The sequence below is a fragment of the Nonomuraea sp. NPDC049419 genome (assembly GCF_040676995.1).
GTDB classification, from domain to species: domain Bacteria; phylum Actinomycetota; class Actinomycetes; order Streptosporangiales; family Streptosporangiaceae; genus Nonomuraea; species Nonomuraea salmonea.
In genome coordinates this window covers 86,876-103,248 of sequence record NZ_JBFAQB010000013.1, presented here as the reverse complement: position 1 = coordinate 103,248, position 16,373 = coordinate 86,876, and the positions used below count along the sequence as shown (strand labels likewise).

The 16,373-nt window shown below is 69.5% G+C and carries 19 protein-coding genes and 1 pseudogene; 12 read left to right on the top strand and 8 right to left on the bottom strand.

Going from position 1 to position 16,373, the window contains the following annotated elements; genetic code table 11:
• Positions 1-86 precede the first annotated feature (86 nt).
• From AB0K12_RS31680 to AB0K12_RS31650, 7 genes and pseudogenes are all read left to right on the top strand, one after another.
• Positions 87-245, top strand: a pseudogene (locus AB0K12_RS31680) (sel1 repeat family protein); the annotation flags it as partial.
• A 35-nt stretch (positions 246-280) separates the two neighbouring features.
• Positions 281-613, top strand: a complete 333-nt coding sequence (locus AB0K12_RS31675; RefSeq protein ID WP_364569647.1) for a hypothetical protein — start codon at positions 281-283, stop codon at positions 611-613.
• A gap of 24 nt (positions 614-637) precedes the next feature.
• Positions 638-1,099, top strand: coding sequence for an SUKH-3 domain-containing protein (locus tag AB0K12_RS31670; RefSeq protein ID WP_364569303.1), 462 nt, complete (start codon positions 638-640; stop codon positions 1,097-1,099).
• Positions 1,092-1,868, top strand: coding sequence for a barstar family protein (locus tag AB0K12_RS31665; protein WP_364569301.1), 777 nt, complete (start codon positions 1,092-1,094; stop codon positions 1,866-1,868). The genes AB0K12_RS31670 and AB0K12_RS31665 overlap by 8 nt, the downstream gene beginning before the upstream one ends.
• Before the next feature lie 11 nt (positions 1,869-1,879).
• Positions 1,880-2,560 (top strand): hypothetical protein, encoded by a 681-nt coding sequence (locus tag AB0K12_RS31660; RefSeq protein WP_364569298.1) that lies wholly within the window; start codon positions 1,880-1,882, stop codon positions 2,558-2,560.
• Positions 2,547-3,395, top strand: coding sequence for a hypothetical protein (locus tag AB0K12_RS31655; RefSeq protein WP_364569295.1), 849 nt, complete (start codon positions 2,547-2,549; stop codon positions 3,393-3,395). The genes AB0K12_RS31660 and AB0K12_RS31655 overlap by 14 nt, the downstream gene beginning before the upstream one ends.
• Before the next feature lie 38 nt (positions 3,396-3,433).
• Entirely contained in the window at positions 3,434-4,114 is a 681-nt protein-coding gene (locus tag AB0K12_RS31650; protein WP_364569292.1) for a copper homeostasis protein CutC, read from the top strand.
• Between the two features lie 10 nt (positions 4,115-4,124).
• On the opposite strand, the gene AB0K12_RS31645 is transcribed toward AB0K12_RS31650, so the two are convergent.
• The 5 genes from AB0K12_RS31645 to AB0K12_RS31625 all read right to left on the bottom strand — a co-directional run bounded on the left by AB0K12_RS31645 (position 4,125) and on the right by AB0K12_RS31625 (position 10,303).
• Positions 4,125-5,231 carry an aldolase gene (locus tag AB0K12_RS31645; protein ID WP_364569289.1) on the bottom strand — a complete coding sequence of 369 codons (1,107 nt, stop codon included), beginning with the start codon at positions 5,229-5,231 and terminating at the stop codon, positions 4,125-4,127.
• A gap of 22 nt (positions 5,232-5,253) precedes the next feature.
• The gene (locus AB0K12_RS31640) at positions 5,254-6,555 is read right to left on the bottom strand and encodes an FAD-dependent oxidoreductase (RefSeq protein WP_364569287.1); all 1,302 of its coding nucleotides are present in this window, start codon (positions 6,553-6,555) and stop codon (positions 5,254-5,256) included.
• 87 nt (positions 6,556-6,642) lie between these two features.
• Positions 6,643-8,151, bottom strand: a complete 1,509-nt coding sequence (locus AB0K12_RS31635) for an AMP-binding protein (RefSeq protein ID WP_364569284.1) — start codon at positions 8,149-8,151, stop codon at positions 6,643-6,645.
• Between the two features lie 15 nt (positions 8,152-8,166).
• Positions 8,167-9,183, bottom strand: a complete 1,017-nt coding sequence (locus AB0K12_RS31630) for a hypothetical protein (RefSeq protein WP_364569281.1) — start codon at positions 9,181-9,183, stop codon at positions 8,167-8,169.
• Between the two features lie 52 nt (positions 9,184-9,235).
• The gene (locus tag AB0K12_RS31625) at positions 9,236-10,303 is read right to left on the bottom strand and encodes an LLM class flavin-dependent oxidoreductase (RefSeq protein ID WP_364569278.1); all 1,068 of its coding nucleotides are present in this window, start codon (positions 10,301-10,303) and stop codon (positions 9,236-9,238) included.
• Positions 10,304-10,403: 100 nt separating this feature from the next.
• On the opposite strand from AB0K12_RS31625, the gene AB0K12_RS31620 reads away from it, so the two are divergent.
• The gene (locus tag AB0K12_RS31620; RefSeq protein ID WP_355423373.1) at positions 10,404-10,874 is read left to right on the top strand and encodes a hypothetical protein; all 471 of its coding nucleotides are present in this window, start codon (positions 10,404-10,406) and stop codon (positions 10,872-10,874) included.
• Here the strand turns inward: AB0K12_RS31620 and AB0K12_RS31615 are convergent.
• Positions 10,871-11,812 carry an acyl-CoA dehydrogenase family protein gene (locus tag AB0K12_RS31615; protein ID WP_364569274.1) on the bottom strand — a complete coding sequence of 314 codons (942 nt, stop codon included), beginning with the start codon at positions 11,810-11,812 and terminating at the stop codon, positions 10,871-10,873. The two genes, AB0K12_RS31620 and AB0K12_RS31615, sit on opposite strands and share 4 nt — an antisense overlap.
• Before the next feature lie 133 nt (positions 11,813-11,945).
• On the opposite strand from AB0K12_RS31615, the gene AB0K12_RS31610 reads away from it, so the two are divergent.
• From AB0K12_RS31610 to AB0K12_RS31600, 3 genes are all read left to right on the top strand, one after another.
• Entirely contained in the window at positions 11,946-12,617 is a 672-nt protein-coding gene (locus AB0K12_RS31610; RefSeq protein ID WP_364569271.1) for a hypothetical protein, read from the top strand.
• 93 nt (positions 12,618-12,710) lie between these two features.
• Positions 12,711-14,456 carry a proline--tRNA ligase gene (locus tag AB0K12_RS31605; RefSeq protein ID WP_364569269.1) on the top strand — a complete coding sequence of 582 codons (1,746 nt, stop codon included), beginning with the start codon at positions 12,711-12,713 and terminating at the stop codon, positions 14,454-14,456.
• 64 nt (positions 14,457-14,520) lie between these two features.
• The gene (locus AB0K12_RS31600; RefSeq protein WP_364569266.1) at positions 14,521-14,682 is read left to right on the top strand and encodes a hypothetical protein; all 162 of its coding nucleotides are present in this window, start codon (positions 14,521-14,523) and stop codon (positions 14,680-14,682) included.
• 6 nt (positions 14,683-14,688) lie between these two features.
• Here AB0K12_RS31600 and AB0K12_RS31595 read toward each other — a convergent pair whose 3' ends face one another.
• Positions 14,689-15,150 (bottom strand): ferritin-like domain-containing protein, encoded by a 462-nt coding sequence (locus AB0K12_RS31595; protein WP_364569264.1) that lies wholly within the window; start codon positions 15,148-15,150, stop codon positions 14,689-14,691.
• Complete coding sequence (locus tag AB0K12_RS31590) at positions 15,147-15,632, bottom strand: hypothetical protein (RefSeq protein ID WP_364569262.1); 486 nt, start codon at positions 15,630-15,632, stop codon at positions 15,147-15,149. The genes AB0K12_RS31595 and AB0K12_RS31590 overlap by 4 nt, the downstream gene beginning before the upstream one ends.
• 244 nt (positions 15,633-15,876) lie before the next feature.
• Between AB0K12_RS31590 and rimP the strand changes: the two genes are divergently transcribed.
• A complete protein-coding gene (rimP, locus tag AB0K12_RS31585; RefSeq protein WP_355423340.1) occupies positions 15,877-16,362 on the top strand; it encodes a ribosome maturation factor RimP in 486 nt (161 codons plus the stop codon).
• Positions 16,363-16,373 lie beyond the last annotated feature (11 nt).

Below are 16,373 nucleotides of genomic sequence, written 5' to 3'. Positions count from 1 at the left end.
GGTTAGTGCACCCTTTCGTTCTCTGACGGCTACAGTACCTCTTTGTTGCCTCGGCCAATGCCGGCCATACGGCAGGGCAGCGTGGATTGGGCTCGATGCCGGCCAACGGAATAGGTGTGGAGCGGGATCTCGATGCGGCTCGCGAGCTGTTCGAGTCTGCGGCCCTGTCGGGTGATCTGTTCGCTCTGTTCAACCTGGCGATGATGTACCTCAAGGGAGTCGGTGTTGAGCAGGACGACTCCAAGGGGCGGAATTGTTGCGGCGCGCTGCCGACGGAGGGTTGCCGGTCGCCAACGCCGTTCTGGGTGATCAGTTCGCGGCGCGGCGGGATCTCGTGGAGGCGCGCGCCCGGTATGACGTGCCGGCAGGGGGTGGGGTGTCCGGGGTCATCTTCAGGCTGGCGGAGTGGTGTCGGGACGGGGTGGGTGAGCCGGTGGACAAGGCGCAGGCAGTCCGTTGGTTCCTGAAGTTGCTTGACTTCGGTGACGGTGATGGCGTCCATGAGGCGATAATGCTGGCTCGCTCGATGTCCGATGAGGAGATCAGGACGGCGGCGCGTCTTGCTGACAGAAGCGGCGAGGCGGAGGTTCTCATCGGCGTGGCCAGGAGATGACCGGCTGTCGGAAGGTGGCATGTGGTGAGGCGGTTCTCGTCCGAGGCGGAGCGAGTGTTACGTCGTGCCGGCTGGTTTCCGGGTAGACAGGTTGATATCGAGGCGTGGAAAGCGTCGTTGGCGCTGTTCGATTGGCATGATGAGGTTGAAAGATTTCTCCGTGAGTTCGGGGGCATCTCTGTGAACGTGCGAGGCCCAGGCATAACGACCGCTCGGGAACCGTTCGAGTTCGACCCTGAATTGGCGGTGGGTGAGGAAGACAGATTTGCGGAGCTCTCCCGTGACTTCCGGCGGAGGTTCTTTCCCGTTGGAGCAGTGGGTACGGGTGGAGAGTTCTTTCTGGCCATCGATGAGCAGGGGTATCTTTACCTGGTTATCTCGTGGGTTTTCTACCTGGGAGACGTCACCAGCGGGATAGAGCGGCTCGTCACTGGAGTCAAGGCGGAGCGCGTGGAACGGACTGTGGAGGATGTCGGCGGTGACTGACGTCAAGTACGCGCTTCGTGAGTTCAGGACATCCGGGTGCATCCTTGCCATGGCCGACATGGACGGCTTTTTCATCGGTGACCGCTCGTTCTATGAGGACTATGAGTGCCCAGACGAGACGCCGGGTCACCGACTTTCTGTTCCTTTGCGCGGGGCCCAGGTCTCGCATGGGTGGCGGGGAAGATGGGATGAGCCATGGCGTATTGCGGGTGATGTCCAACTCGAGATCTGGGACCGATCCGGCAGGAGTATCGGTGAATATGATCTGATGGGTGTGGAGATCACTCTCGCTTCTCCTGATGGGGATGTCGGGGAGATGCAGGCGACTGTGAGTCTGCCGCCACATGCCTGGGCGAAGCCTGTGTGGGAGGCATGGCGAGTCGGCCCGCCGGTGCAGCTCAACCAGTGGTGGGACATTCCCGTTGGGCAGCGGGAGGGGTGGGTGGAGGTCGCTCAGCACAGCATGATCGCTACACGTCCTCATCGCGAAGAGATCGTGCTTGACGGCCGAGGTGTGGTTGACCTGGCCAGTTTCTTCTGCGCGATAGGTGAGGCCGTGCACGGCCCTGGAGGATATTTTGGGTCGAACTTCATGGCGCTCCACGACTGCCTGCGCTGCAGGCCTTCCATACTGCTGCACTGGCAGGATTACGCCGTAGCGGAAGAGCACCTGTCGCACTCCGGCGACTTAGAGGAAGGTCCGATGCGATGGATCGACATCATCATGGGCTGCCTGTCTGCTGCCGGCACTCGTGTGGTGCTTGAGTGACATGAAGCTCAATGCGGCTGCTCTGCGGGATCACCTCAGACTGGTCGGCGCTCTATCCTGAGTTCACCGTGTGGAAGCCGCTGCGGCTCATGCGGCGGGTAGGTCCTGTCGTCCTAGGAATTATGCTGGATCGTTCTACCTCTGGGGATGCTTACTATCCGCATGCCCACGTGCATGCCGCGACTCGCGATTTTCCGGATATCTGTCTCACGCTCACTCAGAGGCTGGTGAAGCCGTCGGGAGTGCCGGAGAGGATCCCCCTTGATCGGCATGGCGAGAAGTTCGTGGACGCCGCGTGCCGTTTGAAGGCTCAGAGTCCCCTTCCTCTGGAGGCAGTGCCTACCCTGGAGCAGGTTATCCAGCGCTACCGGAGCTATGCGATGGACGTGCAGCGTGCACGTATCCCGAATGCGATTCCGGAGCTGGAGGACTGCGTGCTTGTTCCGGCGGTTGCTGGTGATGATGAGCTCGCCAGCGAAAGCCTCCAAGCAGCAACAAGGGTTGCTGCCGGCTGGTCGAAGGCGGAAGCCCCTTGGGGGTGGGATGGAACGGAGAATTGGTTGGAGTGGCTGGCCCGCAGGATGCTGGATGTAGAAGGTTTGGCGGCCACTGTGGAGGAGCAGGTCCTCAAGCACGAGTTGTCGAAGGTTCGCACAGTTCCGTGGACACGCCGGGCCCATGCTGCTGAGTGAAGCCGTGGAACAAGTTCAACTGACGGCAGCAGAGCGGACATCCTCGGTCGTCCCGGTCCTCCTGGAGATCCTCGAAGACGGGGGAGAGGTGGGGCTGAGGATGCGTGTTGCGGACGGGGAGTGGCGGACTTGCTCGGGTGGGATCGTTGACATATTCGAGCCGGCTGAAGCGTCGCAGGTGGCTTCTGTTGAGGAGCAGCGTATTGCCGTTCATCGGTTCTTCGGACTGCCTGTGACGGGCGGATGGGATTGGAGGTCCGTGCCGACCGCTACGGGGAAGGCGGCGGAACTGTTGCCGCTTCTCGATGACCTGCTTGAAGGTGATGAGCCGCAGCGCGACAGAGCGTTCGGCAGCATCTATGGGGGCGTCGTGAACCAAGGGGATCTGTACGCGGCGGCTGCGCCGGTCGTGGACAGGCTCTTAGCGACGTTGAAAACACAAGGATCGCTACCTGAGTACGCGTGGCTCATTCTTCATGAGATCTTCCGCGGCGCTTCGTACGGCCGCAGGGTATGTGCTCCCGATGGGGAGTATAACATCGAGGAATATTGTCGGAGAAGAATTCTCGGCGAGGTGGATCTCATCGGCCGGTCGATTGCGGGATTGGCCGGGAACACCTTCTTCTACTGCATGTTGCTTTTCGGCAGCATGGGCGAGTACAGCCCTGAAGTCAGAGCGATCCTCGAGCAGGAGGTTTCGACGTCCACCGGTGAGCGGCGGCAAGTGGCGAGTGATGCCTTGGAAGTGGCGGTCGAGCTTGCGGCGGAGAGGGCTTCGGGGCGAGGGGGGCGTCCGATGATCATTAGTGATCGGCCACAACGGGGGTGGCCATAGTGGCACAAAGGGACAGATAGCCCTATAACCTCTCCTCCATGACCGGATCCCTGCTTGAGGTGATCGCGCTCAACGTGCGCGACGCCGTGGCCGCGGAACAGGGCGGCGCCGACCGCCTGGAGGTCGTGGCCGACATGGCGGCCGATGGGCTGACTCCCTCCCCGGAGACGGTCGCCGCGATCGCCGCAGAATGCCCCCTCCCACAGATGGTGATGTTGCGCTGCGATGCCCACTTCGCGGCCGATCCCGACGTGCTCGACCGGCTCAGGCGGGATGCCAAGGCGCTCGCTCAGGCGGGTGCGGCCGGGTTCGTGTTCGGGTTCCTTGATGGTGGTGGGGCGGTGGATCTGGCGGCTACCGAGGCGCTGATTCATGCTGTTTCGCCGTTGCCGTGGACTTTTCACCGGGCCGTCGACCATGCGGCGGATGTGCCTGCGGCGTGGCGGGCCGTGCGGCTGCTGCCGAATCTCGCCACCGTGCTGACGTCCGGGGCGCCGACCGGGGTGGGGGACGGGCTGCCCGTGCTCAAGGCGCGGGCCGACGCCGGTGACGCGTCGATCGTGCTGGCGGGTGGTGGGTTGCGGCCGGCTCATGTGCCGGCGCTGCTGGACTATGGCGTCAGGGCCTTTCATGTCGGGTCCGCCGTACGGGGGAGCTGGTCCGATCCGGTGGAGTGGCGGCTCGTACGCCAATGGCGGTCCCTGGTCGAGCGCGACTGACAAGCCCCGATCAGGGGAGGGCCTGGTCGGCGCGGCGCAGGGCGGCGGCCAGGGTGCGGATGGTGGCCGGTTCGTCCATCACGCCGCCCCCGGCATCCCGTCGCTCCTGCCAGGCCAGCACCCGCTCCCGGTACGCGTCGTAGCGGGCCAGGTGGAAGGCGTAGACGGTGGCGAAGCGGCTCACCAGGTGGGACGGGTGCATGTCCCAGCCCTGGTAGTAGCCGTGCCGCAACGAGTGGCGGACGAGGTCGGCGTGCCGCCGCCACAGCGCGTGGATGTCGGCCGTCCGGTCCGAGGCGGGGGAGGCGGCCAGTGAGCCGTCGGACAGCTCGACCCCCGTGCCCGCGAACGCCGTCTGCATCACGTGCCGGGCGTGATCGCAGGCCGGATGGTCGAGCCGCTGCTCGTGCGGCGGCAGCCCGATCGCGGCGGTGTAGTCGAAGACCCCGAAATGCGCGGCGGCCAGCCGCCCGCCGAGCGACTCGTTGAGGTCCCCGCGCAGGAACGGCAGCGTCTGCGGCGCCTCCACCTGCATCTCGAAGCGCAGCCGCGCCCCGAACTCACCCTCCAAAGCGGCAAGAAACCCGACAAATTGCCCCAGGTACGCTTCCATCAACACCTTGGGAAATGTCACGACAAATCCCGGGGGCACCTCCCCGACCGACCCCACCACCCCGGCCAAGAAGAGCCGCAACGTCCCCACCGACCGAGCAGGATCCCCATCGGCGAAGGACTTCACCCGCACCCCCCACCGCCGGGGCAAGGCCCCGGAGGCATGCAGGGCGGCGACAGCCTCGGCGGCCTGAGCGGCATGGGCATCCTCGACCGCATCACCGCGCACCCCGTATCCGTCCTCGAAGTCGATCCGCAGATCCTCGACGGGCTCGGTGGCGAGCTTGCGCAGCACCTTGTCATGTACGGCGGACGCCAGAGCACTAGGCAAGTCGAAGACGGAAGCCACCTCGGCAGGGCCGGAAAGGTGCGCCTTCACCAGCGAAGACGCGAGATCACCCCAGTCGGCGACCGTTCCGGCGGAGAACCGGTCAGCCGGCACGTAGACGGTATGGACGGGCTGCCAGGCAGGCTCGACAGCGGAGGGATAACGGGCCTGCTGCACCCGATAAGTCTCCGCGAACCCCTCAGGGACGGCATGCACGGAGCATGGCCTCCAAGCCCACGAGCTTCACCCTCTCGCCCCGGCCCAGAGAGCGGGCCAGCTCGGTCTCGGCCGCCTCGATGCCCAGCCACTCCTCGTACGTGACGGGCTGGACGCCCCGACCGGCCAGCAGCGCCTCGATGGACCCGGACCCGGTCCGAGGCAACCCGGAGAGGTCGGAAAGCAACGTACGGACGGTCTCAGCGGCATCCGACTTGTTGGTGCCGATCACCCCGGTAGGCCCACGTTTGAGCCACCCGGCGACGTACTCCCGCTCCCGCACCCGCCCCGCCACATTGGGCACCGTCATCGTGGACTCGGAGAACGGCACCCCAGGCAACGGCACGCTCTGATACCCGACCGACCGCAGCACCATCCCGACGGGCAGCGTCTCGTACTCCCCGGTGCCGACCACCCGTCCCTCCGAGGACAGGCGGGTGCGCTCAAGCCGTAGCCCCTCGACCCGCGAGGTGCCGAGGATCTCGACGGGCCGCAGCCAGAACCGCACGTCGAGCCGGCGCGGCCGCCCGACGGGCTCACGCGCCGCCCACTCCTGCAGCACCTTGATGTTGCCCTGCACCTGACGCGGGAAGTCGGCGCCGAGCACGACGGCCTCATCGGGCCGCACGCACACGTCGGCGTTGGCCAGCTCGCCCAGCTCCCGCAGCTCCTTGAGGGTGAACTTGGCGTGCTCGGGCCCGCGCCGCCCGATCATGTGGATGGCCTTGACCTGGCTCTCGCCGAGCCGTTCGAGCACCTCGTGGGGCACGTCGGTGGCGCGCAGCTCCTCGGCGGTCTTGGCCAGCACGCGGACGACGTCGACCGCCACGTTGCCGACCCCGATGACCGCGACCTCGGAGGTGTCGAGCGTGAAACGCGCGGGATCGACGTCGGGATGCCCGCAGTACCAGTTGACGAAGTCGGTGGCGGCCACGCTGCCCGGCAGGTCCTCGCCCGGGATGCCGAGCTTCCTGTCGACCATCGCGCCGGTGCAGTAGACGACGGCGTCGTAGACGCCGAGCAGGTCGCCGACCGACAGGTGGGAGCCGAGCGTGACGCCGCCGAAGAAGCGCACCTGCGGCAGCTCCAGCACCCTGCGCAGGTAGTTGGCGATCGACTTGATGGACGTGTGGTCGGGCGCCACACCGTAGCGGACCAGCCCGTACGGCGTCGGCAGCCGCTCGAGCACATCGACCTGGACAGGTTCGGCCGCCTGCTTGACCAGCGCCTCGGCCGTGTAGATCCCGGCGGGGCCCGACCCGATGACCGCCACGTGCAACGTCACGCTGCCTCCCTATGCCGGTTGTGCGTGCGCCCGGGATGTGACCGATGTATCCCCGTTTGCCGCCACGGCTGAACCCGCATCCCCAGGCTACTCGCCGACCGGCCGATCATGCCGTAACGCGAGCTTGTCCACTTTGCCGTTGACGTTCACGGGCAGGGCGTCGACCACGATGACCCGCTTCGGCACCTTGTAGCCGGCCATGTTGTTCCTGGCCCAGGCGATGAGCGCGGCGGGGTCGGGACGCACGCCGGGCCGGCCCACCACGTACGCCACCCCCGCCTCACCCGAGACGGGGTCGGGCACCCCGACCACCGCCGCCTGCGCCAGCGAGCCCTCCCGCAGCAGCAGCGACTCCACCTCGGCGGGCGAGACGTTGAACCCGTTGACGATGTAGAGCTCCTTCTTGCGGTCCACGATGGCGAGGTTGCCCGCCTCGTCCAGCACGCCGACGTCCCCGGTGTGCAGCCAGCCGCCGGCGTCCACCACCTCGGCCGTGCGCTCGGGCTCGCCCCAGTAGCCGCGCATCACGCCGTAGCCGCGCTGCAGGATCTCGCCGCGCTCGCCGGGCGCGACCTCCTTGCCGTCGCCGTCCACGACCTTGACCTCGATGCCGGGGACGGGCCTGCCGGTGGTGTTCGCGACGACGTCGATGGGGTCGCCGGCCCTCGTCATGGAGACGACCGTGCCCTCCATCAGCCCGTACGCGTTGATCATCCGTTCGAGACCGACCTCGCCGACCAGGCGGGTGATCAGGCTGGCCGGTACGGCCGCCGCCCCGCAGATCGCCACCCGCAGCGACGAGACGTCCCAGGAGCCGCGCTCCAGTTCGTCCAGCACCCGGGAGAAGAGCGTGGGCGGCCCGGCCAGCACGCTCACCCGCTCACCCGCGATGAGCGACATCAGCGCGTCCGGCGCGAACGACGCGATCGGCAGCATGGTGGCGCGGCGCAGCACACAGGCGATGAGCCCGGCGTTCAGCCCGAAACCATGGCTGAAGGGGGCGATCACCGGATAGCGGTCGTGCGGGCCGAGCGTGACGATCTCCGACCAGTCGAGATAGCCGCGCAGAATCTGCGCGTGGTCGAGCATGACCCCCTTCGGGGTGCCGGTGGTGCCGGAGGTGGCCATGATCTCGCACAGATCGGAGTCCCGTACGGCCAGCGCCCGCTCCTCGGCCTCCCGCGACGGCACCCGCGCGGCGAGCCCTCCCATGGCGACCAGGCGCGTCCCCGGCAGCGGCGGCAGCAGCTCCAAGGCCGCCCCTGCGCCCGCCACCAGCACCTTGGCGCCGGTCTTGGCGATGAGCCCGCCCGCCTCGATGCCCTTGTAGCGGGGCGAGAGCGGCACGATCACCGCGCCCGCGTCCCAGATCCCGAACGCGTGGACCACCCACGAGGCGGAGTTCACCCCCCAAAGAGCCACCCGATCGCCGGGCGCGACGCCGAGCGCGAGCAGCCCCCTGGCGACCTCCAACGCCGCCGCCCGCAGCTGCGCCAAAGTGAGGCGCGGGCCGCCGGGTTCGGCGATCACGACGTCGTCGGGATGCCGTTCCGCCTGGTCGCGCAGCATGCGGGGAAGCGTTTCCCAGGATCCCATGGCTGCCCCTTGCTCTCAGGTGATGAGTGACCGGTCCCTTCCGAGGTGGTGGCCGCGCAGGTCGTTCACGGTGCCCGGCGAGGGGGTCTCGGAGACCTTCGGCGCGATCTCGACGGCCACGGAGATCGGGGTGAGCGCGCGTACGGACTCCTCGATGCGCGCCTTCCACATGGGGTTGCCGATCAGGCTCTCGCGCCCGAACGTCACCGTCAGCGCGGCCGTGTCCAGCGTCCCCTGCCTGCTGACGGCCAGCTCCCAGCCCGTCACGCCGTCGATGCGCGACAGCGCCTTCTCCAGCCGGGGCAATGCCAGCCACAGGCCCCTGACCAGCACGTGCTCCCCGACGGTGTGCGCGGGAAAGGCGCCTGGGGCGAGGGCGACGAGACCCGTCCTGAGCACGGCGTCGGGCGTGGTGAGGACGAGTTCGGCAGGCCCTGAGTCGATCAGCACGTCCTCGGCGGGCGAGGCCAGGGCCAGCAGGTCGTCCGCGAGCGGCGTCAGCGGGTCCTGCTCGGCCGCCCGCCAGGCCAGCGCGGCCCCGCCGAACGGACTCGCCAGCACCTCCGTCACCCGTGCCCCGAACTCGTGCGCGAGATGCCCCATCGTCTGCTTGGAGGCGATCTCCCCGGTCAGCACGATGGTCCTGAGCTCGAGATCCAGCGGGTCCAGCAGGAACTCCAGGTGCAGGCGGGCCAGGAAATCCATCGCGCCCGTCGGGGTGGCGACCAGCGTGGTCGCCCTGAGCGCGGTCAGCGCGTGATGCAGCCGCATCCGGCCGCGCGGCCCGACGGCGGCGCCCGCCTCGGCCACCTCGGCCGCCGCCGCGGCCCACAGCGAGCCCGCCGGCTCGGCCAGCGCCACCACCACCCGGTCACGCTCGCCGACGCCCGCCACGCGCAGCGCCCGTGCCGTACGAGCGTGGTCGTCGGGGCCGAGTTGGACGGCGGCCGTGCCGTCGGGGGAGACGAGCAGCAGCCCGGAGACGGAGCCGGCGGCGGCCCCGAGGTCGTCCCGGGTCGGCCAACGGCCCATCAGCGCATCACGTCCTTCAGCCTGAGATCGTCACGGGTCGGCCGGCGCCCCATCAACGCACCACGTCCTTCATGAACAGCGTCATCGACGCGCACACGTGCTCGTGCGCGAGGCCGCCCACCTGCGCCTGGATGATCAGGTCCGTCGCGCCGGCCTCGGCGATCCTGGCCAGGGCCTTGCGCGAGCCCTCCACGTCGTCCACCACCACCATGAGGTGCTCGCGCAGCGTGGCCATCGACTCCTCGGGCGGCAGCCCGGCCGCGAGCTGCCCGAGCACGCGGTGGGTGGCGTGGCGGGCGTCGTAGTAGCCGGGCGGGGTGACGAGGTTGACCTGGCGGCGGATGTACCACAGCACGGGGTCGGCGGCGGTGGTGATGGCCTCGTCGCGGGTGGGGGCGACGTACCAGGGGATCATCAGCGCGACGCGCCGCGAGGCGGGGTCGAAGCCGTGCTCGGCCAGGCAGGCGCGGTAGGCCGCGATGTCGGCGGCGACGTCGTCGATGCCCTTGAGCATCGTCATGCCGAGCAGGTTGTAGCCGTGCCGCGCGGCGGCCAGGTAACCCTCCAGCGAGGTGGAGGCGACCCAGACCGGCGGATGCGGCCGCTGCACCGGGCGCGGGTAGACGGCCACGTCGGGGATCTCGAAGAACTCGTTCGAGCGGCTGACCGGCTCGCCGTCGGCCTGCCAGATGGCCAGCGTGGCCTCCAGCGAGTCCTCCCAGATCTGCCGCGACCGCTCGAACGGCCGGCGGAACGCCTGGTACTCCAGCGGCGAGGCGCCCCGCCCCGTGCCGAACTCCACCCGGCCGCCGCTCAGCACGTCCAGCGTGGCGACGCGCTCGGCCGTGCGGATGGGGGACTGGAACGGCAGCAGCACCACCCCGAGCCCGAGCCTGATGCGCTCGGTGCGCTGCGAGATGGCGGCCAGGACCAGGTCGGGGGCCGAGGAGTGGGAGAAACCCCGGGTGAAGTGGTGCTCGACGAACCAGGCGGCCTCGAAGCCGAGCCGGTCACCCAGCACGACCTGGTCCACCACGTTCTCGAACGCCTGCCGCTCCACGTCCCTGGAGCGCCCGCGCACCTCCAGCTCGTACCCCAGGCTGATCCGTAGGGACGTCATCGCGCCTCCGGAGAAGTAGGAAACCAAGCGCTCGCTTGGTGGAGCGTATCAGTGGCAAAGACTTGCGGGAAGGGCGCGGCGACGATCAGAGTGGGTGTTCGTGAAGCGAAAGCACGCGCTGCGGCGGACCAAGAGCGGCACGTCCACCTCCCCAGGCGACGAACTCTCGCTCACCGGCGCCCGCAGGTACGAAGCGTTCGGCCGGGTGATGGCCGCGCTCGCGACCGAGGCCGACTTCATCGAGTCCTGCCGCGACCTCACTTGGTGGCGCGGCGCCGACCACAGCTGGCACATCGAGTGGCGCGACGGTCCTTACGCGTCGGAGGTGGCCGCGCTGCTCGCCGAGCAGGTACGCGGCCGCGACGGCTCCCTGGTCACCCAGGCAGGGCCCGGCCGGCCCGGCTCGGCGGTGCTCGACGTGATGGGCGTGCGGTTCGAGCTGCGCGCCATCGACCCCATGGGCCGCGCCACCGTACGCGCCCGCCCCGGCCTCTGGCGGCTGGCCGAGGCGCTCGACACCACCCGCCGCACCAACACCCGCCACCCCTGGGAAGAGCTGCTCGGCGGCTAGTCCCCGAAGACGTGCACGCCCAGGCGGGCGCGGTGCGCCTGCGGCGGGCCGAAGAGCTGGGCGTCGGAGGTGGCCCGCTTGAAGTAGCGGTGCGCCGGATGCTCCCACGTGATGCCGATGCCGCCGTGCACCTGGATGTTCTCGCCCGCCGCCGTCAGATACGCCTCCGTGCAGTACGACCCCGCGACCGCCGCGTTCACCTCGCCCACGTCCGCCGCCGCACCCAGGGCCGCCGAGCGGGCCGACTCGACCAGCAGCAGCACGTCGGCCAGCTTGTGCTTGATCGCCTGGAACGACCCGATCGGCCGCCCGAACTGGTGACGCCGCCCGGCGTGCTCCACCGCCATCTCCAGGCACCGGGCCGCCCCGCCGGCCTGCTCGGCCGCCAGCGCCGTGATGCCGAGGTCGCGGACGCGGGCCCAGGGCCCGCCGCCGAGCCGCCTGGCGGGGGTTCGCTCGAAGCGCAGCCGCTGCAGCGGGCGGCTCTCGTCCATCGTCACGTACGTCTCGCGCTCCACCGGCTCCGCCGTCACCAGCAGCCCGTCCACGTAGGCGAGCACCAGGTCGCCGACGAGCGCGTACGGCACCTCGCCGGTCAGCAGGTCACCGTCGAGCCGCAGGTCACCGTCGCCGGGCAGCACCACGGTCGCGCTCGTCCCGCCTTCGGCGAGCGCCGCCAGCTCGTCGCCCGCCTCGCACGCGCGCAGCGCCTCGACCGCCATGACGGCGGACTGCAGGAACGGGTGGGGTGACAGGACGCGGCCCAGCTCCTCGGCCACGGCGGCCATCTCACGGGGGCCGCAGCCGGCGCCGCCGTACCGCTCGGGGACCAGCAGGCCCGCGAGCCCGAGCTCGCGCGCGCACTCCTGCCAGGACGCGCCCGGGCGGCCGGCGAGGTGGTCGCGGACGGCGGCGCGAAGGTCATCGGCGAGTGCCACGCGAATATCGTAACCAAGCGCTTGCTAGTTTTGGGAGGGATATGACCGAAATTTGCCTTTTCGGGACGTATGCATAATCTGGAGCTGGTCATCCCCAGACGCATCGGGGGGAGGGGTTGACCAGGGAATGGACATGAACAACACCACGATCGAGTACGCCGACTTCGCCGAATACGACCGGCGCCAGCGCGCCATCGAACATCATTTGCTGGGCGCCTTCTTCGGGGGCCTCGCCGTCGGCATGCTCGGCATGCTCCTTTCCGGCAACGGCCCCCATTGGGCCGGCCAGATCTACGACCCTTACGCCTACCTCGCCCTGTCCCTGATGGTCGGCGCCACCGCGTCGGGATTCGCCTGGGCGCTGCTGACCACGTTCCTCGCCTCGCTGTCCACGCTGGTCGCCGCCATCGGCGCGAGCGCGCTGCGCGGCGCCGACCCCTTCGACCTCACCGGCCCGGGCGCCTCCGGGCTCAACTGGACGCTCGCGCTGCTCGTCTGCCTCGGCCTGCTCGCCTACGCCACCCGCAGGGACGGCGTCTGGGGCGACGTCGCGGCCGGCGCGGTCGGCGCCGCGCTGATCGCCGACGTGGTGGCCAGGGCGGCACCGGGCGTCGTGGAGAGCGAGCAGTCGTTCTGGCCCGGCCCCGCGGTGGTGATCGGGGTGCTCACCGTGGCCGCGGTGCTCGTCCTGCGCAGGAACGTCCGCGGCAGGGTGCGCGCGCTCGCGCTGTCGGCCACGCTGGCCGGGCTGGTCACGGCCGGCATGACCGCCGCCATGGTCGGCTGGTTCCCCCTCGCCGGCTGAGCGCGGCCCGAGCTGTGGATAAGCGCGAGCGCATCGCTCCTCCGACTCGATAGCCTGTAGTCCTCCACATCCAGCTTCGAGCAAGGAGTAGCCGTGTTGCTGCGCATGTCGTCGTTGTTTCTTCGCACCCTGCGGGACGACCCGGCAGACGCGGAAGTGCCGAGCCACAAGCTCCTGGTCCGTGCCGGCTACGTCCGCCGCGTCGCCCCCGGCATCTACACCTGGCTCCCGCTCGGCAAGTTGGTGCTGGAAAACGTCACCAAGATCGTCCGCGAGGAAATGAACCGCATGGGCGGCCAGGAAGTGCTCTTCCCCGCCCTGCTGCCGCGCGAATACTACGAGGCGACCGGTCGCTGGACCGAATACGGTGATCTGCTCTTCCGCCTGCACGATCGGAAAGGCGCCGACTACCTTCTCGGCCCCACCCACGAGGAGCTCTTCACCGACCTGGTCAAGGGCGAATACTCCTCCTACAAGGACTATCCGGTCACGCTTTACCAGATCCAGACCAAATATCGCGACGAGGCGCGGCCCAGGGCGGGCATCCTGCGCGGCCGCGAGTTCGTCATGAAGGACTCCTACTCCTTCGACCTCGACGACGACGGCCTCAAGCGCTCCTACGAGCAGCACCGCGAGACCTACATCAGGACCTTCGACCGCCTCGGCATCGACTACAAGATCGTCTTCGCGCAGTCGGGCGCCATGGGCGGCTCGGCCTCCGAGGAGTTCCTGGCGCCCACGCCCACCGGCGAGGACACCTTCGTCGCCTGCCGCTCCTGCGGCTACGCCGCCAACGCCGAAGCCGTCGTCACCACCGCGCCGCCCGCCAAGTCCCTCGACGACGCGCCGGCGCTCACGGTCATGGACACCCCCGACACGCCGACCATCGAGTCGCTGGTCTCCCACGTCAACGAGCACCACGGCCTGTCCATCACCGCCGCCGACACGCTCAAGAACGTCGTCGTCAAGGTCGTCACACCCGGCTCCGACACGGTCGAGACGCTGGTCATCGGCGTGCCCGGCGACCGTGAGGTCGACTTCAAGCGCCTGGAGGCGGCGCTGTCGCCCGGCGAGCCCGCGATCTTCGAAGCCGAAGACTTCGCCAAGCACCCGGGCCTGGTCCGCGGCTACATCGGCCCGCAGGTCCTGCGCGAGCTCGGCATCCGCTACCTCGTCGACCCCCGCGTCGTCACCGGCACCGCCTGGGTCACCGGCGCCAACGAGCCGGGCAAGCACGCCGCCGGCGTGGTCGCGGGGCGCGACTTCGTCCCCGACGGCACCATCGAGGCCGCCGAGGTCCGCGCCGGCGACCCCTGCCCGCGCTGCGGCTCCGAGCTGTCCATCGACCGCGGCATCGAGATCGGCCACATCTTCCAGCTCGGCCGCAAATACGCCGACGCGGCCGGCCTCGACGCACTCGGCCCCGACGGCAAGCCCATCCGCATCACCATGGGCTCCTACGGCATCGGCGTCTCCCGCGCGGTGGCCGTGATCGCCGAGCAGGCCCACGACGAGCTGGGCCTGGTGTGGCCGCGCGAGGTCGCGCCCGCCGACGTCCACATCGTCGGCACCGGCAAGGACAACCAGGTCGAGGCCGCCCTTGAGCTGGGGGCCGAGCTGGAGTCGCGCGGCCTGCGGGTGCTGGTCGACGACCGGCCGCAGGTCTCGCCCGGCGTCAAGTTCAAGGACTCCGAGCTGCTCGGCGTCCCCACGATCGTCGTCGTCGGCCGCGGCCTGTCGCAGGGCGTCGTGGAGCTGCGCGACCGCGTCTCGGGCGAGAAGTCGGAGATCCCGCTCGCCGAGGCCGCCGACCGCATCGTGGCCGCCACCGGCGCCTAACGACAGGCGTGGAGCCCGCTCAGGCCGAGCGGGCTCCACTCACGCCGCGGGCAGCGCCGTCTTCGTGCGCCGGCGCACGACCACCGGGCCCACCAGGCAGGCCGCCGCGATCAGCAGGATGACCAGCGACACCGGCCAGGTCACGAACACCGAAGCATCCCCCTCGCCGAACGCCGGCGCCCTCGAACGGCTCGGCCCCGACCTGCTCTCGGCGCTCTACCGCTGAGCGGGGTCAGCCGCCCGGGGGAGGCGAGGCGGGCGGCGTGGCCGCCTGCGGCATGCCGGGGAAGGCCGCAGGCTGTGCGGGGCGGAAGGCGTAGGAGCGCGTGACCGACTCCTGCATGGCGAGCGCGGCGTAGCGGCGCAGCTTGACGTCCTGTGCGGCGGCCAGCTCCAGGTACGCCGCCGTCACCCCCGCCTCCAGCCGCACCGCCAGATCGGCGGCCAGCGTGGCGTTGGAGGGGATGAACGGAAGCTGATAGGACGCCTCCGGCTCGACCGGCCGCCCGCCCCGCGAGGTGATGGAGGAGCGCAGCTGGTCGCGCCGCGCCCGGTGGGCGTCGTAGGCGGCGCTCATGCGCTCGCGCAGCCTGCCCGACGTGCGCGCCCCGAGCAGCCCGTACGCGAACAGCACGGCGTGCTCGGCCGCCAGCGCCTTGCCCAGCTTCTCCAGGTCGTCGCCCGCGGCCGTCACAGCGACCTCGGCAGGGCGATCGCATGGACGGCCTCGCAGGCCCCGATGCCGGCGATGAGCTGCGCGATGCCGGGCGAGACGGCGTCGAGCTGGCGGGCGCGCGAGGCGGCCGCCTTGCGCTCAAGGTCGCGCAGCCGTTTCAGCGACGGCTTGCGCGTAGTGGGCGAAGGAGAGGGCGAAGGAGAGGACGAGGTGGAGGTGGCCGCCGTAAGGGAGACGGCAGGAACGTGCTTGCGCAGCTCGTTCAGATGAGCCTGGTGACGGTCACGAAACGGCGTCAGCTTGCCGCCCCCGTCGGCGATCAGCGCCGAATAGAGCGCGATGGTACGTTCCTTCTCCGCGATGAGTGCCTTCAGCAGCACGACCTCGGGAGAGTCGGGCGCCGGAGAGGGCGGCGGAGGCGGGCCGGACGCGCTGCAGGCGGTCAGAGCGGCCGCCCCGCCCGCCAGCACGGTTCGCCGGGAGAGCTGACGCGGGCGCACGAACTCCAACCTCCACTTGTCACCTACCTGGCAGGGCCTGGCTACCGGCCTCGGTAGCATCGTACGGCCAGTGCCCGCGCTAGCCGTCCGGCGACGCTCCGCCATTCGACCACGACGAGTGGCGCTCTCTCCGTGCCCTCATACGGATAGGGTGTCAACTGTCGTCGCTGGCTGAGAGGTCAGACGGCGGGAGAGCCAGTGGCGAGGTCCGCCCGGCTGAGACATGACAATAGGGGAGGTCGATATGGGCAGCGCATCACCCCGCGACCACCTGATGAAGCTCCTGGAGCCCGTGGTCAGCGCGGAGGGTCTCGACCTGGAGGACATCACGGTCACCCAGGCGGGCAAGCGGCGGCTGCTGCGCGTGATCGTCGATCGCGACGGCGGCGTGAGCCTCGACGACGTGGCCGACGTCAGCCAGGCCGTCTCCACGGCGCTCGACGACACCGACGCGATGGGCCAGGCGGCTTACACGCTCGAGGTCTCCTCGCCGGGCGTCGACCGCCCGCTGACCGAGCCGCGCCACTGGCGGCGTGCGGCCAAGCGGCTGGTGAAGGCGGAGCTGAAGGACGGCACCGTGGTTGAGGGCCGCGTCAAGGCCGCCGACGAGAGCGGCGTCGACCTCGACGTCGCAGGCGAGCCCCGCAGGCTCGGTTATGAGGACCTGACCCGCGGACGGGTGCAGGTGGAGTTCCGCCGGATCGACGACGTCGACGGCGACGAAGGCTAAGGGGGAGCCGT